Genomic DNA, 23,461 nt, shown 5'->3' with positions numbered 1-23,461 from the left:
TGACAGTTATCACCGAAAGCTAACCTTCACTCCGCTAAACTACTTGCCTGCTAAGGAGAGAGTTATGCTGGGATGGGTTATCACCTGCCACGATGAACGGGCGCAGGACATGCTGCTGAAGCTGGAAGCCAGGTTTGGTCCGCTGCCACAGTGTCGCGCGGTTAACTACTGGCGCGGTTTGAGTACCAACATGCTTGGCCGGATGATGTGCGATGCCCTTCATGAAACCGACACCGGAGACGGCGTGATTTTTCTTACCGATAAATCCGGCGCGGCGCCGTACCGTGCTGCGGCCCTGATGAGCCATAAGCACGACTGCTGCGAGGTGATCTCCGGTATTAGCTTTCCACTGCTTGAAATGATGTATCCCCATCGCGAGACCTTAACCAGCGCAGCGTTCCGTAACGCTATTGTTTCGCTGGGTACCCCGGGCGTCAGCAGCTTGTGGCATCAACAGCAAAAAAATCCTCCCTTTGTCCTGCTGCATGACCTGTATAAGAATTAAACATTGGTATTGATGTCGCTTTTGCTACAATGGCGTAAGTATTTCCGCTTCGAATAAGACCCTCATGTTCACGCGTATTGTTTTCCTGCTATTGATGTTCGTGTCCGGCACTGTTTCTGCCAGTTTATTAAGTCAGCAAAGACTGCCTGCTCAATATATGCAAACCACCGAAGATGCGGCGATTTGGGCGCAGATCGGCAACAGCGTCATTAACGTTGGCAACGTGCGGGCAGGGCAGATCCTCGCGGTGGTGCCTGCGGCGGCGGACTACTATGAATTTCGCTTCGGATTTGGCACGGGCTTTATCGACAAGGGGCATCTGGAGCCGGTTCAGGGCAAACAGCGCGTCGAGGATGGCCTGGGGGATTTGAACAAACCGCTGAGCAATCAAAACCTGATAACGTGGAAAGACACGCCCGTTTATAACGCCCCGAACAACGGCAGCGCACCCTTCGGCACCTTAAGCGCCAATCTTCGCTATCCGATCCTGAACAAACTTAAAGACCGTTTAAACCAGACCTGGTTTCAGATCCGCATCGGTAATCGTCTGGCGTGGATCAGCAGCCTGGATGCGCAGGAAGATAACGGCCTTCCTGTTCTGACCTACCATCATATTTTGCGTGATGAAGAAAACACGCGCTTTCGACATACGTCCACGACGACCAGCGTACGTGCGTTCAATAACCAGATGGCATGGCTTCGCGATCAGGGCTATACCACCCTGACGATGTACCAGCTGGAAGGGTACGTGCGTAACAAAATGAACCTGCCTGCGAAATCGGTGGTGATAACCTTTGACGATGGCCTGAAATCTGTCAGCCGCTATGCTTATCCTGTGCTGAAAGAGTACGGCTTCAAGGCTACCGCGTTTATTATCTCTTCCCGCATAAAAGGCCATCCGCAGAAGTGGGATCCTAAATCCCTGCAGTTTATGAGCGTGCAGGAGATTAAGGGGATTCAGGATGTGTTCGATATTCAGTCTCATACCCACTTCCTGCACCGCGTGGATGCCAATAAGCATCCGATTTTACTGAGCCGCAGCTATCACGTGATTTTGTTTGATTTTGAACGCTCGCGTCGCGCGCTGGCGCAGTTTAACCCGCGCGTGCTGTATGTCTCTTACCCCTTCGGCGGCTACGACAATAAAGCGATAAAGGCGGCGAATGATGCCGGTTTCCATCTGGCGGTGACGACGGTGAAAGGAAAGGTGAAGCCGGGGGATAATCCGTTCTTACTGAAACGCCTGTACATCTTAAGAACGGATTCGCTGGAGACGATGTCGCGGCTGATCAGCAATCAGCCGCAGGGGTAGTGCTTATGCAACCTGAACCGGAATCGCCTTTGCGGTGCGCTTCATTTCATTGTCGCCTTCGAAGTAGGCGACTTTAGGCTGCCAGCGGCGCGCTTCTTCGTCAGACATCATCACGAAGCTGGCGATGATCACGATATCACCCACGTCTGCGCAGTGCGCGGCTGCGCCGTTAACGGAGATGATTTTGGACCCGCGCTCGGCGGCAATCGCGTAGGTAGAGAAGCGTTTGCCGTTGTTCACGTTCCAGATATCAATCGCTTCGTTTTCGAGGATACCTGCTGCATCAAGGAAATCCTGGTCAATGGCGCAGGAGCCTTCATAGTGCAGGTCGGCCTGCGTGACTTTCACACGGTGAAGCTTACCTTGCAGCATTTTGCGAATCATTACGTTTACCTATCATTATCAGGGGTGAAGGGAACTACGCCAGCTCAACCACTTTATTGTCGATCAGACGCGCCTGACCTAGCCAGGCCGCCACCAGGATGACTGCGCGCTTGCTGTTCTGGGTTAATTCCAGCAGCGTATCAGCATCACGAATTTGTACGTCGTCAGCACGAAGGCCTTTATCGTTAAGCGCCTGCTCGGCAAGGGCGATAATTTCTTCTGCTGTTAACTCTTTTGCCAGCATCTGCTCTGCCATGGTGTTCATGACCTTGCTTAAGCCCGGCGCGATTTTACGCTGTTCGGCAGTCAGGTAGCCATTTCGCGAGCTGAGTGCCAGACCGTCTTTGGCGCGTACAATCGGTACGCCGACAATCTCGATATCGTAACCCATATCCGCAACCATCTTGCGGATCAGCGCCAGCTGCTGGAAATCTTTCTCGCCAAAGCAGGCTACGTCCGGCTGTACCAGGTTGAACAGCTTGCTGACGATGGTGGAAACGCCGCGGAAATGGCCAGGGCGGCTGGCGCCTTCGAGCATGGTGGAAATGCCCGGGACGTCAACGTAGGTTGCCTCTTCGGTACCCTGCGGGTAAACGTCCGCCGGTGCAGGTGAGAAAACGATATCCGCGTGGCGTTTTTTGAGCTTCTCGCAATCTTCCTGCAGGGTACGCGGGTAGCGTGCCAGATCGTCTGCGCGGTCAAACTGCATGGGGTTCACGAAGATACTGACCACCACGATATCTGCTCGTGCACGGGCTTCGTCGACGAGCTTCATGTGGCCGTCATGCAGATTGCCCATGGTCGGGACCAGTGCGATACGTTTACCTTCCTGTCGCGCGCGGCGGATATGCTGGCGAAGCAGCGGCAGGGTTTCAATGATTAGCACAACGAGACTCCTTAATGGAAACTGTGTTCTTCACCCGGGTAAACACCGGATTCAACGTCGGCAATATACTGCCTGACCGCAGCGCGCATGTCGCCCGCTTCGGCGAGGAAATTTTTGGCAAATTTCGGGATGTGTCCGCCGGTGATACCGAAGGCGTCGTGCATCACCAGAATCTGACCGTCGGTGACGTTGCCTGCACCAATACCAATCACCGGAATGGACAGCGCGTCGGTGATGCGTTTCGCCAGTTCAACCGGCACGCACTCCAGCACCAGCAGCTGGGCACCTGCGGCTTCCAGCGCCAGGGCATCATCCAGCAGCGTCTGGGCGGCATCGCCACGGCCCTGCACCTTATAGCCGCCAAAGATATTGACGGACTGCGGCGTCAGGCCTAAATGCCCGCACACCGGCACGGCGCGCTCGGTGAGCATCTTCACCGTATCCACAAGCCAGGCGCCGCCTTCAATTTTGACCATATTGGCACCGGCACGCATCACTGCCGCCGCATTTTCGAATGCCTGTTCCGGCGTGGCATAGGCCATAAACGGCAGATCGGAAAGCAGCAGGCAGGCTGGGGCGCCACGGCGCACGGCGCGGGTATGGTAAGCGATATCCTCAACCGTTACCGGCAGGGTGGAATCATGTCCTTGTACCGTCATCCCTAACGAGTCCCCGACCAGCATGACGTTGATCCCCTCTTCGGCAAACAGTTTGGCGAAGCTGTAGTCATACGCGGTGATGGTGGCGAAGCGTTTTTTTTCCTGTTTGCATTTCTGCAGTAAGGAGATGGTGGTTGGTTTCATACTGTTTCCTGATAGCCCAAAAGCGAATCTTTGCGCATTCTAACAGTAACATTCGAGGGAACAATGATTTTAGGTAAACGATTAACCATAAATATTTTATGGTTAATCGCTAAAAAAACAGCCTTACCAGCGGGCGGGTTTCTCCGCACCGAGACTGTTGAGAACGGCCTCTAGCGAGAGCCCGTCAGGGAAGGTAAGGGAAGGGGCAACTTCATACAGCGGCCAGAGCATAAACCCGCGATTTTTCATGTCGTAATGCGGTACGGTGAGGCGTTCAGTGTTAATCACCTCATGGCCGAACAGCATAATATCGAGATCAAGCGTGCGCGGCCCCCAGCGTTCGGCTTTGCGTACGCGGCCCTGCTGAAGCTCAATACGCTGGGTATTGTCCAGCAGCGCTTCGGGACCCAGCTCAGTCTCAAGAACCACGGCGGCGTTGAGGTAGTCTGGCTGATCCTGCGGCCCCAGCGGCGGGGTGCGATAGAACGAGGAGACCGCCACGATGCGGCTTTGCGGGATCTCACCCAGCGCCTCTACGGCAGCATTCACCTGCTCCAGCGGTGAGGCTAAATTGCTGCCGATGGCGATATACGCGAGGGTCATGCTGTCCCTTCACGACGCGGCGCGCGTTTGCGCGGACGACGATGACGGCGACGCGGTTCCGGCTCTTCATCCAGCCCGGTCAACATATCTTTCTGCTCTGGCGGGGCGGAGACCTGGAATTCAGCCCACCACTGCGCCAGACGCTGCAGCTCCTGGTTGCGTTCAATTTCCGCGCGCAGCGACAGGAGATCGAAGGCCGCGCGGAATTTAGGATGCTCCATCAGCTTCCAGGCGCGTTTGCCCTGACGACGTGACATGCGCAGCTGAAGCTGCCAGATGTCGCGCACCAGAGTGGTAATACGTTTCGGAATGGCGAGCGTGCGGCAGCCTTCGTCCAGCACGTCGTTGGCGGCCAGCGCGAACGCATCGTAATAGGCGAGCCCGCTCTCCTGGGTAATGCGCTGGGCCGTTTCCAGCAGCGGATACCAGAACATCGCGGCAAACAGGAACGCCGGGTTCACGCGCATGTCGTTGCGAATGCGGGTATCGGTATTCTTCAGCACCTGCGCAATCATGCGCTCCATTGGGCTGTCACCGTTTTCGGTGAAGTAGCGGGTAATGGTCGGGAACAGCGGCTGGAACAGGTTGTATTCGCGCAGAAGATTATAGGTTTCAAAACCGTGGCCGGCCTGCAGCAGCTTCAGCGCTTCTTCGAACAGGCGAGCAGGCGGCACGTCGTTAATCAGCGTCGCCAGACGCGGGATCGGCTCGGCCGTTTCCGGGCTGATGCGCATATTGAGCTTGGCGGCAAAACGCACGGCGCGCAGCATACGTACGGGATCTTCACGGTAGCGCGTTTCCGGCGTGCCGATCAGGCGGATCAGACCTTCTTTCAGGTCCTGCATGCCGCCGACGTAATCGCGCACGGTGAAATCCGCCACGCTGTAATAGAGGCTGTTGATGGTGAAGTCGCGACGCTGGGCATCTTCTTCGATAGAGCCGAAGATGTTGTCGCGCAGCAGCATACCGTTCTGGCCGCGCTGCGACGTGGTGCGATCGGATGCGCCCGCTTCGTGGTGGCCGCGGAAGGTCGCCACTTCGATAATTTCCGGCCCAAACATCACGTGAGCCAGACGGAAGCGGCGGCCAACGAGACGACAGTTGCGGAATAATTTGCGCACCTGCTCAGGCGTGGCGCTGGTCGTCACGTCGAAATCTTTCGGTTTTTTGCCCAGCAGTAAATCACGCACCCCACCGCCGACGAGATAGGCCTCGTAGCCCGCTTTATTCAGACGATAGAGTACCTTGAGGGCATTTTCACTGATATCTTTGCGGGAAATAGAGTGCTGCTCACGCGGAATAACCGACATGTGTGGCTGTGCAATAGCATCATTCGCCATGCTCTCTTCGCGGCTTAGCACTTTACGGCAAAAATTAGCGACTCGGGTAAAAATGGTACACCTCGTAGTGTGTTTTGTTATGAAAAAAGCGGCTAATCATAGCTCAGCGCAACGCATTTGAGAATGCTGGATTTTTGGCACAGCCCTGAGCGTCCAGTTGGCGATGGCCATTTTCAGCAGTTCGTCAATACGCAGATCCTGCCATTCGTTGGTTACATTCTGGTTGAGAAAACGCAGCGCGTCGATCAAAACAGGACGCGGATCGCCGTCTGGCAGGGCCGGGGCGTGGTTCTGCTTTGATAATTTTAAGCCCTGCGCATTAACCGCCAGCGGCAGATGAATATAGTCCGGTGCCGTCCAGCCAAACTGGTGATACAGCGAGATTTGCCGTACGGTCGGCTCGACCAGATCCGCCCCGCGCACAATTTCCGTCACGCCCTGAAAATGATCGTCCACCACCACGGCCAGGTTGTAGGCGAACAGGCCATCGCGACGGTGAATAATAAAATCCTCACGCGCCAGACGTTCATCGGCATGAATCTCACCGGAGAGTAAATCGTGAAAGCGCGTCACCGGTGAGCGCTGCAGTATTCGCACGGCGGCATTTTCAGGACCGTTGTTCAACGTGCGGCAGTGGCCGTCATAGACGCCGCCTGCGCTCTGGATACGCGCGCGGGTGCAGGTGCAGTTATAGGAAAGCCCCTGAGCGCGAAGCCAGGCCAGACGTTCCCGATACGCCTCGTGACGTGTTGACTGCCACAGAACCTCGTCATCCCAGTGAAGACCGTAATGTTCCAGCTGACGCAGAATCGTCTCTGCTGCACCGGGAACTTCACGCGGAGGGTCAATATCTTCAATGCGGACGAGCCATTTTCCCTGACGGGCGCGAGCCTGCAGGTAGCTGCCAAGCGCGGCAATTAATGAGCCGAAGTGTAATTCACCGGAAGGAGATGGCGCGAAGCGCCCAATATAGTGAGATTCAGACATATCAACAGTAACAAGGCGGGAGAAACTCCCGCCTTTGGAGTGTGTAAACAGCGCTGGTGTTAACCGGCCATCTGTTTTTCGCGGATTTCGGCCAGCGTTTTGCAGTCGATGCACAGATCGGCGGTTGGACGCGCTTCCAGGCGACGAATGCCAATTTCAACACCGCAGGATTCGCAGTAGCCAAAATCTTCGTCTTCGACTTTTTTCAGCGTTTTCTCGATCTTTTTGATCAGTTTGCGTTCGCGGTCACGGTTACGCAGTTCGAGGCTGAACTCTTCTTCCTGAGCGGCACGGTCTACCGGATCCGGGAAGTTAGCAGCTTCATCCTGCATATGAGTAACGGTGCGATCGACTTCATCCCTGAGTTGATTACGCCATGCTTCAAGAATACGCTTGAAGTGCGACAGCTGGGCTTCGTTCATATACTCTTCGCCCGGTTTCTCTTGATACGGCTCCACCCCAGCGATGGCGAGAATACTCAGGGACGATGTTTTACGGTTTTGCCCTTCTTGCATGTTGCTTCTCCTTAACACGCACTATCGATCCCCGTGTTGGGGGAAAAATCAGGTCGCTATAAATAGCAGATGCTTTTCCGTATGGCAATTATCTAAACGTAACACTTGACAAGCCTGTGAGGAAAAGCGTATTTGCGCACGCGGCCAGAACACTTAATAGTCAATCGTCTAATCCCTTATAAGACAATGGGAAGAGAGTATCTCAGAGTCATATTATCGGCAGAAAGTTCCGCTTTATAAGCGAAAACCTCTACCCCCTGCTTTTGTGCCTCATTCAACAATTGCGCGTATTTAGGATCAATATGGCGGGCAGGGGAGAAACGTTCAATGGCTGAATGCAATACCGCAAACAGCAATACGGCGCGTTTGCCCGCCGCCGCAACACTCATTAGCTCTCGCAGATGCTTCTGACCACGTAGCGTTACCGCATCCGGGAAGTAGCCATTTTCCTGTTCCGCTAACGTCACTGATTTTACTTCAATATAGCACTCCGGCCTGTCTTCCGCCTGTAACATGAAGTCAATTCTGCTGCCTTCATCGCCATATTTCACTTCGCTTTTATGCGTGCCATAACCAACCAGTTCGGGAATAACACCATGGGTCAGCGCTTCCTTAACTAACTGATTGGCGCGCAGGGTATTAACGCAAATAAATGCCCCGTTTTGGGTTTCGGTCATTTCCCAGGTATGAGCATATTTGCGTTTAGTATTTTCTGATGTGGAATACCAGACCCTGTCGCCCGGCGTCGCACAGCCCGTCATGGCACCGGTATTGGGGCAGTGCAGGGTGAGCTGTTCGCCTTCTGGCGTGATCACATCGGCGAGGAAGCGTTTGTAGCGTTGGACAAGCGTAGCGTGCTGCAGGGGAGGACTAAACTTCATCAGAATTCCTTTCGGTGTCGCCCAGCGTCCAGCGCTGTAGCGGCGTATAGCGGGTGCGTCCCTGAATAAAGACGGATTCATAAAGCGCGAATGTGTTGACCTGAAAGGCCCAGTGAAAACCCGGCGGCGGGATGGCAACGGCCTGACCGGCATCGCGCAGCAGGGTGATGTGCGGATGAAACGGCTGTGGGCTTTGATAACAGCCGCTGCGCGCCGCCTGCGCGCGCAGCATGTTCGCCAGCTGTAATAATCCGCGCGGAGGCTGTCGCGTACCCAGCCAGACCACGCGCGAACGCAGCCACTGGCCCGCGTCGTCGAGGTGCAGCGTAAATTCCGGCTGGGCAATACGCCCTGCCATGGCGGCTAGCGCCCGCTGTTTTTCGGCACTGACGTCGCCCAAAAAGGCCAGCGTCAGGTGCAGGTTGGCCGCCGCGACAGGGCGACCGGCCTCCGGCGGGAAGTGGTCAGCGCGCCAGCGAACAATTTGACGCTGTAAGGGGGGGGGCAATTCAATGGCAAAAAACAGCCGTTTCGACTCAGGCATACGGAGGACTCGGTAATGATATGCGCCGATGCTACAATGTACGCCGACGAATGTTAACCCTCTGGAGCTGTTAGTGTCCTCATTGCCGGTCGCCGTTGTTCTTCCTGACCTTCTCGCTGCCTTACGCCATTCCCCGCAGGTTTTGCTGAATGCCCCGACGGGGGCGGGTAAGTCCACCTGGCTGCCGCTGCAGATTCTGAAAGAGGGGAACATCAGCGGGAAAATTATCCTGCTGGAGCCGCGCAGGCTGGCCGCACGCAACGTGGCGCAGCGCCTCGCGGAACTGCTGAAAGAAAAACCGGGCGAAACGGTAGGGTACAGGATGCGCGCCGAGACCTGCGTGGGTCCGACAACGCGCCTTGAGGTGGTCACCGAGGGCATTCTCACCCGCATGCTGCAAAACGATCCGGAGCTGACCGGCGTCGGGCTGGTGATCCTGGATGAATTTCACGAGCGCAGCCTGCAGGCGGATCTGGCCCTCGCGCTGTTGCTGGACGTTCAGCAGGGACTGCGTGACGATCTCCGGCTGCTGATAATGTCGGCCACGCTGGACAATGCGCGGCTACGGCAGGCGCTACCCGATGCGCCTGTCATCAGCTCTGAAGGGCGGGCTTTTCCTGTTGAACGCCGCTATCAACCGCTTCCCTCCCATCAGCGTTTTGACGAAGCGGTCGCCATTGCCACCGCAGAACTGCTGCGTCAGGAACCCGGCTCGCTGCTGCTGTTTTTGCCGGGCGTCGGGGAGATCCAGCGCGTGCAGGAGCAGCTTTCCTCTCGCGTAGGCGGTGATGTACTGCTCTGCCCGCTCTACGGCGCGCTGTCGCTGCAGGAGCAGCGTAAAGCTATCCTTCCTGCCCCGGTTGGACAGCGCAAGGTGGTACTGGCAACCAATATTGCTGAAACCAGTTTGACCATCGAAGGTATTCGCCTGGTGGTTGATAGCGCGCAGGAGAGGGTGGCAAGCTTTGACCCGCGCACCGGGTTGACTAAACTCCTGACGCAGCGCATCAGCCAGGCATCAATGGTGCAGCGCGCGGGCCGCGCGGGGCGACTTGAGCCGGGTATCTGCCTGCATTTGACCAGCGCAGAGCAGGCGGAACGCGCGACGCAGCAAAGCACACCGGAAATTTTACAAAGCGATTTGTCTGGCCTGGTGATGGATCTGCTGCAGTGGGGCTGCCCGGATCCTGGACAGCTTACCTGGCTTGATTCCCCGCCAGCCGTGAACCTCACCGCTGCGCGCAACCTGTTGACCCAGCTTGGTGCGCTGGAAGGCGAACGTCTGACGGTACGCGGCCAGAAAATGGCGGCACTGGGCAACGATCCGCGTCTGGCCGCGATGCTGGTGGCCGCGCAGGGGGAGGATGAGATTGCCACGGCGGCCAAACTGGCGGCTATCCTTGAGGAGCCGCCGCGCGGAGGCAGCAGCGATCTGGGGCAGGCGTTTTCGCGCAATCAGGGGAACTGGCAGCAGCGGGCCCAGCAGCTCTGTAAGCGGCTTAACAGCCGCGGCGGCGTGCCAGACAGTGAGAGCATCTCCCGGCTGTTAGCGCAGGCGTTTCCGGACCGGATTGCGCGTCGGCGCGGGCTGGACGGTCGCTACCAGCTGGCAAACGGTATGGGGGCGATGCTGGACAGCGATGATGCCCTGACGCGTCATGAGTGGCTGATTGCGCCGCTCCTGCTGCAGGGGAGCAACTCCCCGGATGCGCGTATCCTGCAGGCGATTGCCGTCGATATTGACGCCCTGACCCGTACCTGTCCGCATCTGCTCCAGCAATCGGACATCGTCGAGTGGGATGACGCCCAGGGCACGCTGAAGGCGTTTCGTCGCAGCCAGATTGGCAAACTGACACTCGGAACGAAGCCGCTGGCGAAGCCGTCGGAAGACGAGCTCCATCAGGCTATGCTGAACGGCATTCGGGAAAAAGGGCTGAGCGTGCTGAACTGGACACCGGAGGCTGAGCAGTACCGCATTCGCCTGCACTGCGCCGCTCGCTGGTTGCCGGAGTACGCCTGGCCAGCGGTGGATGACGAAACGTTACTCGCGTCGCTGGAGACCTGGCTACTGCCGCAGATGAGCGGCGTACACTCCCTGCGGGCGCTGAAAGCGCTTGATGTTAAGGTCGCGTTACAGAATTTACTGGACTGGTCATTGCGTCAACGTCTGGATAGTGAACTGCCAGGGCATTACACTGTGCCGACCGGAAGCCGGATTGCCATCCGTTATCATGAGGATAATCCGCCGGCGCTGGCGGTTCGAATGCAGGAGATGTTTGGTGAGGCAACCACGCCGTCTATCGCTGAAGGGCGCGTGCCGTTGGTGCTTGAACTGCTGTCGCCTGCGCATCGACCCTTGCAGATCACTCGCGATTTGGGGGCGTTCTGGGCGGGGAGCTACCGTGATGTGCAAAAAGAGATGAAAGGGCGGTACCCCAAACACGTCTGGCCGGACGATCCGGCGAATACGGCGCCGACGAAGCGGACGAAGAAGTATTCCTGATAGGGATGTGCGGCCTGATGTCCTCACCCCGGCCCTCTCCCACAGGGAGAGGGAGAACTAATTTTGAGAGATTTCTTCTTTCACAGACCGGTGGAAGAAAAGAGAATCGGGCCTTTGCGCCTGAAAGTTGCGGAGAAAAAGCATGGCGGGGAATGACCGCGAGCCAATAGGACGTAAGGGAAGACCAACGCGTCCGGCGAAAGAAAAGGTAAGCCGTCGTCGCCTCAGAGATGAGGACTATGACGATGACTATGAAGACGATGATGAGGATGAAGAACCGATGCCGCGTAAAGGGAAAGGCAAAGGGCGCAAGCCTCGGGGCAAACGCGGCTGGTTCTGGCTGCTGCTGAAGCTCTTTATTGTTTTTGTTGTGCTGATGGCAATTTACGGCGTGTATCTGGATCAGAAGATCCGCAGCCGTATCGACGGTAAAGTCTGGCAGTTACCTGCGGCAGTGTATGGCCGCATGGTGAACCTTGAGCCAGATATGTCCATCACGAAAAACGAAATGGTAAAACTGCTGGAAGCTACCCAGTATCGTCAGGTGTCAAAAATGACGCGCCCTGGCGAATTCACCGTGCAGGCCAACAGCATTGAGATGATCCGCCGTCCGTTTGATTTCCCGGACAGCAAAGAGGGTCAGGTGCGCGCGCGTCTGACCTTTGACGGCGATCGTCTGGATACCATCGAGAACATGGATAACAACCGTCAGTTCGGTTTCTTCCGTCTCGATCCCCGCCTGATCACCATGCTCTCGTCGGCGAACGGCGAACAGCGTCTGTTCGTGGCGCGTAACGGCTTCCCGGATCTGCTGGTTGATACCCTGCTGGCAACCGAAGACCGCCACTTCTACGAGCATGACGGCATCAGCCTCTACTCGATTGGCCGTGCGGTCCTGGCTAACCTGACCGCGGGCCGTACCGTGCAGGGGGCAAGTACGCTGACCCAGCAGCTGGTGAAGAACCTGTTCCTCTCCAGCGAGCGCTCTTACTGGCGTAAAGCGAACGAAGCGTATATGGCCGTGCTGATGGATGCGCGCTACAGCAAGGATCGTATCCTTGAGCTGTATATGAACGAGGTGTACCTCGGTCAGAGCGGCGATAACGAAATCCGCGGCTTCCCGCTGGCGAGCCTGTACTACTTTGGTCGTCCGGTTGAAGAGCTGAGTCTGGATCAGCAGGCGCTGCTGGTGGGCATGGTGAAAGGGGCGTCCATTTATAACCCGTGGCGTAACCCGAAACTGGCCCTTGAGCGTCGTAACCTGGTGCTGCGTCTGCTGCAACAGCAGCAGGTGATTGACCAGGAGCTGTACGACATGCTGAGCGCACGTCCGCTTGGCGTGCAGCCGCGCGGTGGGGTGATCTCGCCTCAGCCTGCGTTTATGCAGCTGGTGCGTCAGGAGCTGCAGAGCAAGCTGGGTGATAAAGTGAAAGATCTCTCCGGCGTGAAGATCTTTACGACCTTTGACTCCGTGGCGCAGGATGCGGCAGAAAAAGCGGCGGTGGAAGGCATTCCGGCGCTGAAGAAACAGCGTAAGCTCTCCGATCTTGAAACCGCGATGGTGGTGGTTGACCGTAACTCCGGCGAAGTTCGTGCGATGGTGGGCGGTGCCGAGCCGCAGTTTGCTGGCTATAACCGTGCCATGCAGGCGCGTCGCTCGATCGGCTCTCTGGCAAAACCGGCGACCTATCTCACTGCCCTGAGTCAGCCAAACCAGTATCGTCTGAATACCTGGATTGCGGATGCGCCGATCTCCCTGCGCCAGCCTAACGGCCAGGTGTGGTCACCGCAGAACGACGACAAGCAGTTTAGCGGTCAGGTGATGCTGGTGGATGCGTTGACGCGCTCCATGAACGTGCCGACGGTGAACCTGGGCATGTCGCTGGGTCTGCCAGCGATTGTCGATACCTGGCAGAAGCTGGGCGTGGCGAAAGATCAGCTGCACCCGGTACCGGCGATGATCCTGGGGGCGCTCAACCTGACGCCGATCGAAGTGGCGCAGGCGTTCCAGACGATCGCCAGCGGCGGTAACCGCGCGCCGCTGTCAGCCCTGCGTTCGGTGATTGCCGAAGATGGCTCCGTGCTGTATCAGAGCTTCCCGCAGGCGGAACGTGCCGTTCCTGCGCAGGCAGCCTATATGACGCTGTGGACGATGCAGCAGGTGGTGCAGCGCGGTACCGGCCGTCAGCTGGGGGCGAAGTATCCGGGCCTGCATCTGGCGGGTAAAACCGGTACCACCAACAACAACGTTGATACCTGGTTTGCCGGTATTGATGGCCGTGAAGTGGTGATCACCTGGGTAGGCCGCGACAACAACCAGCCGACGAAACTGTACGGCGCGAGCGGGGCGATGTCGATTTACCAGCGCTATCTGGCGAATCAGTCCCCGGTGCCGCTGAACCTGGTTGCGCCGGAAGATATCGTCGATATGGGCGTGGACAGTTCCGGTAACTTCGTCTGCGGCGGCGGAATGCGTACTCTGCCGGTCTGGACAACCAACCCGGATTCACTGTGCCAGCAAAGCCAGCCAGAACAGCCAACGGGTAACCCGTTTGAGCAATCTTCTCAGCCACAACAGCCGCAGCAGCAACAGCCGCAGCAGCAGAACGAGAAGAAAGACAGCGATGGTGTCGCAGGCTGGATTAAAGATATGTTCGGCGGTAACTAACCGCGTGAGGTCCCCCCGCAAGGGGGGATTTTTTTACCCATTCCCCCCCTTTTTTTAACCCTCTTTTTAATATTGATTAACCCTTCGTTCTCTCCTGGTTATTTCTTAAACCCTTAATTCTCGTAGGGCCGCTTACTGCTTGCTATGCAGTCAGCGTTTCGCCTATTATGCTGCGGTCATAATAATAATTCTCGTTTACGTTATCATTCACTTTTCCATCAGAGATACACCATGGCGCTTTCCAATACTGCTCAGCCAATCAATACGTCGCTGCGTAAAATCGCGGTCGTCGTCGCCACAGCGGTTGCCGGCATGTCGGCATATACACATGCTGCCGAAACCCCGAAAAAAGAAGAAACCATTACGGTAACCGCAGCACCTGCGGCACAGGAAAGTGCCTGGGGACCGGCACCCACGATTGCGGCTAAACGCACCGCCACCGCGACCAAGACCGATACCCCGATTGAGAAAACCCCGCAGTCTATTTCTGTCGTCACCCGTGAAGAGATGGACATGAAGCAGCCGGGCACGGTTAAACAGGCGCTGGCCTATACGCCGAGCGTGTTCGCAACACGCGGGGCGTCTACAACGTATGATGTTGTTTCTATTCGTGGGTTCACCACTTCCAGTACCGTGAATACTAACCAGTATCTGGACGGGATGAAGCTGCAGGGAGATAACTATTCTGAAGCGTCCATGGATCCGTATTTCCTTGAGCGCGTCGAGCTGCTGCGTGGCCCAACGTCCGTTCTTTACGGTAAAAGCCACCCGGGCGGCGTGGTCAGCATGGTCAGCAAGCGCCCAACCACCGAGCCACTGAAAGAAATTCAGTTCAAAATGGGTACCGATAACCTGTGGCAGACCGGGTTTGATTTCAGCGATGCGATTGATGATGACGGCGTGTGGTCATACCGTCTGACCGGTCTGGGGCGCAGCGAAAATGCGCAGCAGGAGATGGTGAAATCTTCCCGCTACGCCATTGCACCTGCTTTCAGCTGGCGTCCTGACGATAAAACCGATTTTACTTTCCTGAGCAACTTCCAGAGCGATCCGGATGCAGGCTATTACGGCTGGCTGCCGCGGGAAGGTACCGTTGTGCCTTACTACGATGCCAACGGCAAAGCACACAAGCTGCCGACCGATTTCAACGAAGGTGAAGAAGATAACAAGATCTCCCGTCGTCAGAAAATGGTGGGTTACAGCTTCTCGCATCAGTTTGATGACACCTTTACCGTGCGTCAAAACCTGCGCTACACCAAAATCAATACGCTTTACCGTTCCGTCTACGGTAACGGCTATATTGCACCGGCTCAGATCAGCCGCGCGTATGTGCGCTCCGATGAGGACCTCAACTCGTTTACCGTTGATACTCAGCTTCAGTCCAAATTCGCGACGGGTGCAGTGGATCATACCCTGTTGACGGGCGTTGATTACCTCCGCATGCGTAATGATATTGATGCTGACTACGGCACGGCCGATCCCATCAGTATGACGAAGCCTGCGTACGGCAATCCAAATGTCGACGTTTACTACCTTTACAAAGTGCTCAACCGTCAGGAACAAACCGGCCTTTATGCGCAGGATCAGGCTGAATGGGATAAGTGGGTACTCACAATGGGTGGCCGCTATGACTTTGCGAAAACCTCAGCACTGACGCGTACAACCGGTACTACCGCGGAAATCAACGATCAGGCATTCACGTGGCGCGGCGGGATTAACTACCTGTTCGACAACGGCATCACGCCTTATTTCAGCTATAGCGAATCGTTCGAACCGATTTCGGGTACCACTCAGGGCGGCAAACCGTTCGATCCTGCACGCGGCAAGCAGTATGAAGCGGGCGTGAAGTACGTACCGAAAGATCTGCCTGTTGTGGTCACGGCTGCTGTTTATCAGTTAACCAAAAACAACAACCTGACGGCCGATCCGGCGAACCCAACCAGCGGCTTTAGCGTGCAGGGCGGTGAAATTCGCTCTCGCGGTTTCGAACTGGAAGCGAAAGCTGCCGTCTCTGCCAACATGAACGTGACGGCTTCCTATAGCTTCACTGATGCCAAATACACGCACGATACCTGGTATGAAGGCCGTCGTCCGGCGGAAGTGCCGCGCAATATGGCGTCTCTGTGGGCAGATTACACCTTCCACGAGACGGCGTTGAGCGGTCTGACGGTAGGGGCTGGCACCCGTTACATCGGTAACACCGTGTCCTATTACTCTGCTTCGTCGCCAAAAGCCTACCAGTCGTTCAACGTCGCGGGCTATGCCCTGGCGGATGCCACCGTGAAATACGACCTGGCGCGCTTTGGACTTCCCGGCTCTTCTGTCGGCGTCAACGTGAACAACATCTTCGATCGCGAATACGTCTCCAGCTGCTACAGCGAATATGCCTGCTACTGGGGAGCAGGACGTCAGGTTGTTGCTACCGCGACCTTCCGCTTCTAATCTCTCTTCGGGCACGGTTCGCCGTGCCCTTTTTATTTAAGTTGGCTGATATGCAGGATAATCAAACGCAACCCGACACCACCTTTACGCTCAACCATCTCTCCTTTCGCGTACCCGGGCGCACCTTGCTGCATCCGCTCTCTTTGACGTTTCCCGCAGGTAAAGTCACTGGCCTGATTGGTCACAACGGTTCCGGTAAGTCCACGCTGCTCAAGATGCTGGGACGCCATCAGCCGCCGTCAGAAGGCGACATCCTGCTGGATGACCAACCGCTGGAGAGCTGGAGCAGTAAAGCCTTTGCCCGCAAAGTGGCGTATCTGCCGCAGCAGCTGCCGCAGGCGGAGGGGATGACGGTGCGAGAGCTGGTGGCGATTGGGCGTTATCCGTGGCATGGCGCGCTTGGACGATTTGGCGTGGCCGACAGAGAGAAAGTGGAAGAGGCGATTGCGCTGGTCGGGCTTAAGCCGCTGGCGCACCGTCTGGTGGATAGCCTGTCCGGCGGAGAACGCCAGCGCGCGTGGATTGCAATGCTGGTGGCCCAGGACAGCCGCTGCCTGCTCCTCGACGAACCCACCTCCGCACTTGATATCGCCCATCAGGTCGATGTTCTGGCGCTGGTGCACCGCTTAAGCCAGCAGCGCGGTCTGACGGTGATTGCGGTGCTGCATGATATCAACATGGCGGCACGCTACTGCGATTACCTTGTTGCGCTGCGCGGCGGCGAAATGATTGCGCAGGGAACGCCGTCCGAGCTGATGCGCAGCGAAACGCTGGAACAGATTTATGGTATTCCGATGGGTATTCTGCCTCACCCGGCCGGGGCTGCACCGGTGAGCTTCGTGTACTGATGCTGGACAACATGCGCATTAGCCGCCGTCGCCTGCTGACGGCGATGGCCCTCTCACCGCTGCTGTTAAAAATGAATACGGCGCGTGCCGCCGCCGTCGATCCGCACCGCATAGTGGCGCTGGAGTGGTTGCCGGTCGAGCTGATGATGGCGCTCGGCGTTACGCCCTACGGCGTCGCGGACATTCCCAACTATAACCTCTGGGTGAACGAGCCGAAGCTGCCGGACTCGGTGATCGACGTCGGCCTGCGTACGGAGCCAAACCTCGAGCTGCTCACCCAGATGAAACCCTCGTTCCTGTTCTGGTCCGCGGGCTACGGTCCGTCAGAAGAGGTGATGGCGCGCATTGCGCCCGGGCGCGGATTCGCTTTCAGCGACGGTAAAAAACCGCTGGCCGTAGCGAAAAATTCGATTGGCGAGATGGCGCATTTCCTTAACCGGGAAGCGGAGGCCAAACGGCATCTCGACGAATTTGATGCCCTGATCGCCTCCCTGAAGCCGCGTTTTGCTCACCGGGGCGATCGTCCGCTGCTGATGGTGACGCTGCTGGATGCCCGCCATATGCTGGTCTTTGGTAAAAACTGCCTGTTCCAGGAGGTGCTGGACAGCTTCGGCATTCGTAACGCCTGGGAAGGGGAGATGACGTTCTGGGGCAGTACCGCTGTGGGTATCGATCGCCTCGCGGCGTTTCGCGATGTGGATGTGCTGTGCTTCGATCACGGCAACGAGCGCGACATGCAAACCCTGATGGCGACCCCGCTCTGGCAGGCGATGCCGTTTGTGCGCGAGCGGCGCTTCCAGCGCGCTCCGGCGGTCTGGTTCTACGGCGCGACGCTGTCGGCGATGCATTTTGCCCGCGTGCTGGATAACGCCCTGGGAGGTAAAGCATGAATACGCGTATTGCCCGTTTCCCGGCGCTTCTGCTGATGCTGATTTTTCTTGCCGCGCTGGCGTTAACCGGGTTCAACCTCTCTGCCGCGTTACCGCGCGCGCAATGGGGAGCCGCGCTGGCCTCGCCGGATATCGACAATATTCAGCAGATGCTGTTCCACTACAGCCTGCTGCCGCGTCTGGCAATCTCCCTTTTAGTCGGTGCCGGCTTAGGGCTGGTGGGCGTGCTGTTCCAGCAGGTGTTACGTAACCCGCTGGCAGAGCCAACCACGCTCGGCGTCGCGACCGGCGCGCAGCTTGGGATCACTATCACCACGCTGTGGGCGCTGCCGGGAGCGTTAACCTCGCAGTTTGCGGCACTCGCGGGGGCGTGCGTAGTGGGCGCGCTGGTCTTTGGCGTGGCCTGGGGCAAGCGCCTTTCTCCGGTAACGCTTATCCTGGCCGGGCTGGTGGTGAGCCTCTACTGTGGCGCCATTAACCAGCTGCTGGTGCTGTTCCACCACGATAGGCTGCAAAGCATGTTCCTGTGGAGTACCGGCACGCTCACCCAAACCGACTGGAGCGTTGTGCTGCGCCTGTGGCCGCAGCTGGCTGGCGGTGTTGTGCTGACGCTGCTGCTCCTGCGTCCCCTGACGCTGATGGGACTGGATGATGGCGTGGCGCGTAACCTGGGGCTGGCGCTGTCGCTGGCTCGCCTGGCGGCGCTGACGCTGGCGATTGTATTAAGCGCCCTGCTGGTGAACGCGGTCGGCATCATCGGGTTTATCGGCCTGTTTGCGCCGCTGCTGGCGAAAATGCTTGGGGCGCGCCGTTTGCTGGCGCGTCTGCTGCTGGCCTCGCTGATTGGGGCGCTGATCCTCTGGCTTTCCGATCAGCTTATTCTCTGGCTGGCGCGGGTGTGGCGGGAAGTCTCTACCGGCTCGGTCACGGCGCTTATCGGTGCGCCGCTGCTGCTTTGGCTGCTGCCGCGTCTGCGCAGCATGAGCGCGCCGGCGATGGATGCGGGCGATAAAGTCCATGCTGAACGTCAGCCGGTACTGTGGTTTAGCCTTGCCGGGCTGGCGGTGCTGGTTATCGCCTCGTTCGCGGCGCTCTCATTCGGTCGCGATGCCGCGGGCTGGCACTGGGCAACGGGCGATTTACTCAACGACCTGCTGCAGTGGCGCTGGCCGCGTATCTTTGCTGCGCTGATTGCAGGGGTAATGCTGGCGGTGGCGGGGTGCATTATTCAGCGTCTGACCGGCAACCCGATGGCGAGCCCGGAAGTGCTTGGGATCAGCTCTGGCGCCGCCTTTGGCGTGGTGCTGATGCTGTTCTTTGTGCCGGGCAATGCGTTTGGCTGGCTGATGCCTGCCGGCAGTCTCGGGGCGGCGGTTACGCTGCTGATTATCCTGATTGCCGCCGGTCGCGGCGGGTTTTCACCGCACCGCATGCTGCTGGCGGGGATGGCGCTCAGCACCGCGTTCACCATGCTGCTGATGATGCTGCAGGCAAGCGGCGATCCGCGTATGGCGAAGATCCTGACCTGGATATCCGGCTCAACGTACGGCGCGACCGGCAGCCAGGCGATCGGGTCCGGGCTCGTGATGATCGTACTGCTGGCGATGGTGCCGCTGTGCCGACGCTGGCTGACTATTCTGCCGCTCGGCGGTGAAACCGCACGTGCGGTGGGAATGGCGCTGACGCCAGCACGTGTAGCGCTGCTGCTGCTCGCCGCGTGCCTGACGGCGACGGCCACCATGACGATTGGCCCGTTGAGTTTTGTGGGGTTAATGGCGCCGCATATCGCCAGAATGATGGGGTTCCGCCGGACGATGCCGCATATCGTCATGTCGGCCCTCACGGGTGGGGTGATGCTGGTGTTTGCAGACTGGTGCGGAAGAATGGTGCTGTTCCCGTATCAGATCCCGGCGGGGCTGCTGTCGACCTTTATTGGTGCGCCGTATTTTATCTATCTGTTGAGAAAGCAGAGTCGGTAATCAGGTGCGGCTTGATGCCCTCTCCCACGGGGAGAGGGAGAACACCGTAGGCCGGGTAAGCGTTAGCACCACCCGGCAATGCTCTTAGAGCTTCGCAAACACCTTACGCGCCGCGTCGATGGTGTTGTTGATATCTTCTTCGCTGTGCGCCACGGACATAAAGCCCGCCTCGAATGCGGACGGTGCCAGGTACACGCCTTCTTCCAGCATCAGGTGGAAGAAGCGCTTGAAGCGTTCAACGTCGCACTTCACCACGTCCTGATAGCGGGTCACGGTTTTCGCCTCGGTGAAGAAAATCCCGAACATCCCGCCTACGTGGTTAACCACCAGCGGAATACCGGCCTCTTCTGCCGCTTCCAGCAGGCCGTTTGCCAGCTGCGTGGTCCGGTCGGTCAGGGTTTCGTGAATACCTGGCTGCGCCACTTCGGTCAGGCAGGCAAAACCCGCCGCCATGGCGATAGGGTTGCCGGAGAGCGTGCCCGCCTGGTAAACCGGGCCGGTTGGTGCCAGCGCTTCCATGACGTCCTTACGACCACCGAACGCGCCGACCGGCATGCCGCCGCCGATGATTTTACCCAGGCAGGTGAGGTCCGGCTCCACGCCGTAATAAGACTGGGCGCCCGCCAGCGCCACGCGGAAGCCGGTCATCACTTCGTCGATGATCAGCAGCGCGCCGAACTCATCGCACAGGGCGCGCAGGCCCGGCAGGAAGTCAGGCTGCGGTGGGATACAGTTCATGTTGCCCGCAACCGGCTCAACGATGATGCAGGCGATCTCCTGCGGATACTGCTCGAACGCCGCGCGAACGGTGTTCAGATCGTTGTAGGTGCAGGTCAGGGTATGCTTCGCGAAATCCGCAGGCACGCCAGGCGAGTTTGGCTGGCCGAGCGTCAGCGCGCCGGAACCCGCTTTCACCAGCAGGCAGTCCGCGTGGCCGTGGTAGCAGCCTTCGAACTTGATGATTTTATCGCGGCCGGTAAAACCGCGCGCCAGGCGGATGGCGCTCATGGTGGCTTCGGTACCGGAGTTCACCATGCGCACCATGTCCATGGTCGGGACCAGCTCGGTGACCAGTTCCGCCATCTTCACTTCCATTTCGGTAGGCGCACCGAAGCTCAGGCCGCGCTGGGCGGCTTCAATTACCGCGTTACGAATGGCCGGGTGGTTGTGACCCAGCACCATCGGGCCCCAGGAGCCGACGTAATCGATATAGGCTTTGCCATCGACATCATACAGATACGCGCCGTCAGCACGTTCGATAAACAGCGGCGTGCCGCCCACGCCGGTAAAGGCGCGCACAGGTGAGTTCACGCCACCCGGAATAAGCTCGCGGGCTGCACTGTAGAGGTTTTCAGACTTGCTCATGGCGTCGTTCCTGGTTCGTATAAAATGATTAAGCCCACTATTCTAAGTGATTCGGGGAAGGTTATGAAATTTTTAGCCTGGTAATGCTTTAAGATTTGTTAAGTAATTTTCAGGAGACGGTGGGGCAGTCTCTGGTAAAATCCACGCGGCTTTTGTATGACGAATAAGTACAGGACATGAAATCAGATTCTCCGTCTTTTGAAGAACAACAGTTTACGCGCGCCCAGCATCGAATCAGTATTCGACGGCTGCTCAATCGCGATAAAACGCCGCTGGCGATCCTGCTGGCCGCTGCCGTGGTGGGAACGCTCGCCGGTCTGGTGGGCGTGGCGTTTGAAAAAGCGGTTAATGCCGTGCTCAACTGGCGAGTGGGAACCGTGGCCGGTTTCGCCGACAGCCGATGGCTGGTCTGGGTTGCGGCGTTCGGGCTGTCGGCGCTGTTTGCCATGGTGGGGTATTTCCTGGTGCGTAAATTCGCGCCGGAGGCGGGCGGGTCCGGCATCCCGGAAATTGAAGGGGCGCTGGAGGAGCTGCGTCCTGTGCGCTGGTGGCGAGTCATTCCGGTAAAATTTATCGGCGGCATGGGTACGCTGGGCGCGGGAATGGTGCTCGGCAGGGAAGGGCCCACGGTTCAGCTGGGCGGGAACGTCGGCCGCATGGTGGGCGATCTCTTTCGGATGCGCAGCGCCGAAGCGCGCCATACGCTGCTGGCTACCGGTGCGGCGGCGGGGCTATCGGCGGCCTTTAACGCGCCGCTGGCGGGCATTTTGTTTATCATCGAAGAGATGCGCGCGCAGTTTCGCTACAACCTGATCTCCATTAAAGCGGTTTTTACCGGCGTCATTATGTCGAGCATCGTGTTTCGCCTCTTTAATGGCGAAGGGGCGGTCATTGAGGTGGGTAAACTGACCAACGCGCCGGTTAACACCCTGTGGCTTTACCTGATCCTCGGCATGATTTTTGGCGTGGTGGGACCGCTGTTTAACACCTTTATCCTGCGCGCTCAGGATATGTTCCAGCGTATTCACGGTGGGAATACGACTAAATGGGTGCTGATGGGCGGCCTGCTTGGCGGAATCTGTGGCGTGCTCGGGTTTATCGAGCCAAATGCCGCGGGCGGCGGCTTCGGGCTGATCCCGATTGCGGCGGCGGGGAACTTCAGCGTGGGTCTGCTGTTGTTTATGTTTATCTCCCGCGTCATCACCACGGTATTGTGTTTTTCCTCCGGCGCGCCCGGCGGGATATTCGCCCCGATGCTGGCGCTGGGAACCTTGTTGGGCACCGCGTTTGGTATGGCGGCTCAAGCGGGCTTTCCCGCCTATCACCTTGATGCAGGGACCTTTGCGGTAGCCGGAATGGGGGCGCTGCTGGCCGCCTCCCTGCGCGCGCCGTTGACCGGGATCGTGCTGGTGCTGGAGATGACGGACAATTACCAGCTCATTTTGCCAATGATCATTACCTGTCTCGGGGCGACACTATTAGCCCAGTTCCTGGGTGGAAAACCGCTATACTCCACCATCCTCGCGCGTACCCTGGCAAAACAAGAGGCGGAGCGGGCCGCCGCGCAGAATACTTGAATGAATTACCAGGGTATTAGATAATGACGAAAAGAATTGGGTGAATTTTACCCAATAGCAGTATTCATGGGAGCATAAGATGAGTGATGACGTAGCTGTGCCGCTGGAATTTACCGAAGCAGCAGCCAACAAAGTGAAAACCCTGATTGCCGACGAAGACAATCCGGATCTGAAACTGCGTGTCTATATTACCGGTGGCGGCTGCAGCGGCTTCCAGTACGGTTTTACTTTTGACGATCAGGTTAACGATGGCGATATGACCATTGAGAAACAGGGCGTCGCGCTGGTGGTTGACCCGATGAGCCTGCAGTATCTGGTAGGTGGTTCGGTCGACTACACCGAAGGTCTGGAAGGTTCACGCTTTGTGGTGACCAACCCGAATGCAACAAGCACCTGCGGGTGTGGGTCTTCGTTCAGCATTTAAGCCTG

General features: G+C 57.8%; 20 protein-coding genes. 10 read left to right on the top strand and 10 right to left on the bottom strand.

Going from position 1 to position 23,461, the window contains the following annotated elements; genetic code table 11:
- Positions 1-64 precede the first annotated feature (64 nt).
- Together B498_RS08180 and B498_RS08185 are read left to right on the top strand one after the other, a co-directional pair.
- Positions 65-505, top strand: a complete 441-nt coding sequence (locus tag B498_RS08180; protein WP_008501944.1) for a PTS sugar transporter subunit IIA — start codon at positions 65-67, stop codon at positions 503-505.
- A gap of 64 nt (positions 506-569) precedes the next feature.
- Positions 570-1,817 carry a polysaccharide deacetylase family protein gene (locus tag B498_RS08185; RefSeq protein ID WP_008501943.1) on the top strand — a complete coding sequence of 416 codons (1,248 nt, stop codon included), beginning with the start codon at positions 570-572 and terminating at the stop codon, positions 1,815-1,817.
- Between the two features lie 3 nt (positions 1,818-1,820).
- Here the strand turns inward: B498_RS08185 and panD are convergent, their stop codons facing one another.
- From panD to thpR, 9 genes are all read right to left on the bottom strand, one after another.
- On the bottom strand, positions 1,821-2,201 hold the full coding sequence (gene panD, locus B498_RS08190; RefSeq protein ID WP_003856284.1) for an aspartate 1-decarboxylase: 381 nt from the start codon (positions 2,199-2,201) through the stop codon (positions 1,821-1,823).
- Between the two features lie 34 nt (positions 2,202-2,235).
- Positions 2,236-3,087: a pantoate--beta-alanine ligase gene (gene panC / locus B498_RS08195; RefSeq protein WP_008501942.1), complete on the bottom strand. Its 852-nt coding sequence runs from the start codon at positions 3,085-3,087 to the stop codon at positions 2,236-2,238.
- 11 nt (positions 3,088-3,098) lie between these two features.
- Complete coding sequence (panB, locus tag B498_RS08200) at positions 3,099-3,890, bottom strand: 3-methyl-2-oxobutanoate hydroxymethyltransferase (RefSeq protein ID WP_008501941.1); 792 nt, start codon at positions 3,888-3,890, stop codon at positions 3,099-3,101.
- A gap of 123 nt (positions 3,891-4,013) precedes the next feature.
- Positions 4,014-4,493 carry a 2-amino-4-hydroxy-6-hydroxymethyldihydropteridine diphosphokinase gene (gene folK / locus B498_RS08205; RefSeq protein ID WP_008501940.1) on the bottom strand — a complete coding sequence of 160 codons (480 nt, stop codon included), beginning with the start codon at positions 4,491-4,493 and terminating at the stop codon, positions 4,014-4,016.
- Positions 4,490-5,887, bottom strand: coding sequence for a polynucleotide adenylyltransferase PcnB (pcnB, locus tag B498_RS08210; protein ID WP_072203850.1), 1,398 nt, complete (start codon positions 5,885-5,887; stop codon positions 4,490-4,492). The genes folK and pcnB overlap by 4 nt, the downstream gene beginning before the upstream one ends.
- 42 nt (positions 5,888-5,929) lie before the next feature.
- Positions 5,930-6,820, bottom strand: coding sequence for a tRNA glutamyl-Q(34) synthetase GluQRS (gluQRS, locus tag B498_RS08215; protein ID WP_008501938.1), 891 nt, complete (start codon positions 6,818-6,820; stop codon positions 5,930-5,932).
- 59 nt (positions 6,821-6,879) lie between these two features.
- Positions 6,880-7,335 (bottom strand): RNA polymerase-binding protein DksA, encoded by a 456-nt coding sequence (gene dksA / locus B498_RS08220; protein ID WP_001155232.1) that lies wholly within the window; start codon positions 7,333-7,335, stop codon positions 6,880-6,882.
- 176 nt (positions 7,336-7,511) lie between these two features.
- Positions 7,512-8,216, bottom strand: coding sequence for a DNA/RNA nuclease SfsA (gene sfsA / locus B498_RS08225; RefSeq protein ID WP_008501933.1), 705 nt, complete (start codon positions 8,214-8,216; stop codon positions 7,512-7,514).
- The gene (gene thpR, locus B498_RS08230) at positions 8,206-8,760 is read right to left on the bottom strand and encodes an RNA 2',3'-cyclic phosphodiesterase (protein ID WP_008501932.1); all 555 of its coding nucleotides are present in this window, start codon (positions 8,758-8,760) and stop codon (positions 8,206-8,208) included. The genes sfsA and thpR overlap by 11 nt, the downstream gene beginning before the upstream one ends.
- A gap of 73 nt (positions 8,761-8,833) precedes the next feature.
- On the opposite strand from thpR, the gene hrpB reads away from it, so the two are divergent.
- The 6 genes from hrpB to fhuB all read left to right on the top strand — a co-directional run bounded on the left by hrpB (position 8,834) and on the right by fhuB (position 20,090).
- A complete protein-coding gene (gene hrpB, locus B498_RS08235; protein WP_008501931.1) occupies positions 8,834-11,263 on the top strand; it encodes an ATP-dependent helicase HrpB in 2,430 nt (809 codons plus the stop codon).
- Between the two features lie 142 nt (positions 11,264-11,405).
- Positions 11,406-13,931 (top strand): bifunctional glycosyl transferase/transpeptidase, encoded by a 2,526-nt coding sequence (mrcB, locus tag B498_RS08240; protein ID WP_008501930.1) that lies wholly within the window; start codon positions 11,406-11,408, stop codon positions 13,929-13,931.
- 231 nt (positions 13,932-14,162) lie between these two features.
- On the top strand, positions 14,163-16,373 hold the full coding sequence (gene fhuA / locus B498_RS08245; RefSeq protein WP_008501929.1) for a ferrichrome porin FhuA: 2,211 nt from the start codon (positions 14,163-14,165) through the stop codon (positions 16,371-16,373).
- Between the two features lie 50 nt (positions 16,374-16,423).
- On the top strand, positions 16,424-17,221 hold the full coding sequence (gene fhuC, locus B498_RS08250) for a Fe3+-hydroxamate ABC transporter ATP-binding protein FhuC (protein ID WP_008501928.1): 798 nt from the start codon (positions 16,424-16,426) through the stop codon (positions 17,219-17,221).
- Positions 17,221-18,111, top strand: a complete 891-nt coding sequence (gene fhuD, locus B498_RS08255; protein WP_008501927.1) for a Fe(3+)-hydroxamate ABC transporter substrate-binding protein FhuD — start codon at positions 17,221-17,223, stop codon at positions 18,109-18,111. The genes fhuC and fhuD overlap by 1 nt, the downstream gene beginning before the upstream one ends.
- Positions 18,108-20,090: a Fe(3+)-hydroxamate ABC transporter permease FhuB gene (fhuB, locus tag B498_RS08260; protein WP_008501926.1), complete on the top strand. Its 1,983-nt coding sequence runs from the start codon at positions 18,108-18,110 to the stop codon at positions 20,088-20,090. The genes fhuD and fhuB overlap by 4 nt, the downstream gene beginning before the upstream one ends.
- An 84-nt stretch (positions 20,091-20,174) precedes the next feature.
- Here the strand turns inward: fhuB and hemL are convergent, their stop codons facing one another.
- Entirely contained in the window at positions 20,175-21,455 is a 1,281-nt protein-coding gene (gene hemL, locus B498_RS08265; protein WP_008501925.1) for a glutamate-1-semialdehyde 2,1-aminomutase, read from the bottom strand.
- A 176-nt stretch (positions 21,456-21,631) separates the two neighbouring features.
- Between hemL and clcA the strand changes: the two genes are divergently transcribed.
- On the top strand, positions 21,632-23,032 hold the full coding sequence (gene clcA / locus B498_RS08270; protein WP_008501924.1) for a H(+)/Cl(-) exchange transporter ClcA: 1,401 nt from the start codon (positions 21,632-21,634) through the stop codon (positions 23,030-23,032).
- A gap of 79 nt (positions 23,033-23,111) precedes the next feature.
- The gene (gene erpA, locus B498_RS08275) at positions 23,112-23,456 is read left to right on the top strand and encodes an iron-sulfur cluster insertion protein ErpA (protein ID WP_008501923.1); all 345 of its coding nucleotides are present in this window, start codon (positions 23,112-23,114) and stop codon (positions 23,454-23,456) included.
- Positions 23,457-23,461 lie beyond the last annotated feature (5 nt).

This window comes from Enterobacter sp. SST3 (genome assembly GCF_000286655.1).
Classification (GTDB): Bacteria; Pseudomonadota; Gammaproteobacteria; order Enterobacterales; family Enterobacteriaceae; genus Enterobacter; species Enterobacter roggenkampii.
Note: the sequence above shows the minus strand (reverse complement) of the source record. Positions and strands in the feature narration are given on the sequence as shown.

Coding starts and splice junctions, on each gene's coding strand:
- erpA (WP_008501923.1), top strand. CDS start 23,112: ATGAGTGATGACGTAGCTGTGCCGCTGGAATTTACCGAAGCAGCAGCC.
- mrcB (WP_008501930.1), top strand. CDS start 11,406: ATGGCGGGGAATGACCGCGAGCCAATAGGACGTAAGGGAAGACCAACG.
- clcA (WP_008501924.1), top strand. CDS start 21,632: ATGAAATCAGATTCTCCGTCTTTTGAAGAACAACAGTTTACGCGCGCC.
- B498_RS08180 (WP_008501944.1), top strand. CDS start 65: ATGCTGGGATGGGTTATCACCTGCCACGATGAACGGGCGCAGGACATG.
- panB (WP_008501941.1), bottom strand. CDS start 3,890: ATGAAACCAACCACCATCTCCTTACTGCAGAAATGCAAACAGGAAAAA.
- panD (WP_003856284.1), bottom strand. CDS start 2,201: ATGATTCGCAAAATGCTGCAAGGTAAGCTTCACCGTGTGAAAGTCACG.
- fhuA (WP_008501929.1), top strand. CDS start 14,163: ATGGCGCTTTCCAATACTGCTCAGCCAATCAATACGTCGCTGCGTAAA.
- B498_RS08185 (WP_008501943.1), top strand. CDS start 570: ATGTTCACGCGTATTGTTTTCCTGCTATTGATGTTCGTGTCCGGCACT.
- fhuD (WP_008501927.1), top strand. CDS start 17,221: ATGCTGGACAACATGCGCATTAGCCGCCGTCGCCTGCTGACGGCGATG.
- gluQRS (WP_008501938.1), bottom strand. CDS start 6,820: ATGTCTGAATCTCACTATATTGGGCGCTTCGCGCCATCTCCTTCCGGT.
- thpR (WP_008501932.1), bottom strand. CDS start 8,760: ATGCCTGAGTCGAAACGGCTGTTTTTTGCCATTGAATTGCCCCCCCCC.
- fhuC (WP_008501928.1), top strand. CDS start 16,424: ATGCAGGATAATCAAACGCAACCCGACACCACCTTTACGCTCAACCAT.
- sfsA (WP_008501933.1), bottom strand. CDS start 8,216: ATGAAGTTTAGTCCTCCCCTGCAGCACGCTACGCTTGTCCAACGCTAC.
- folK (WP_008501940.1), bottom strand. CDS start 4,493: ATGACCCTCGCGTATATCGCCATCGGCAGCAATTTAGCCTCACCGCTG.
- dksA (WP_001155232.1), bottom strand. CDS start 7,335: ATGCAAGAAGGGCAAAACCGTAAAACATCGTCCCTGAGTATTCTCGCC.
- hemL (WP_008501925.1), bottom strand. CDS start 21,455: ATGAGCAAGTCTGAAAACCTCTACAGTGCAGCCCGCGAGCTTATTCCG.
- fhuB (WP_008501926.1), top strand. CDS start 18,108: ATGAATACGCGTATTGCCCGTTTCCCGGCGCTTCTGCTGATGCTGATT.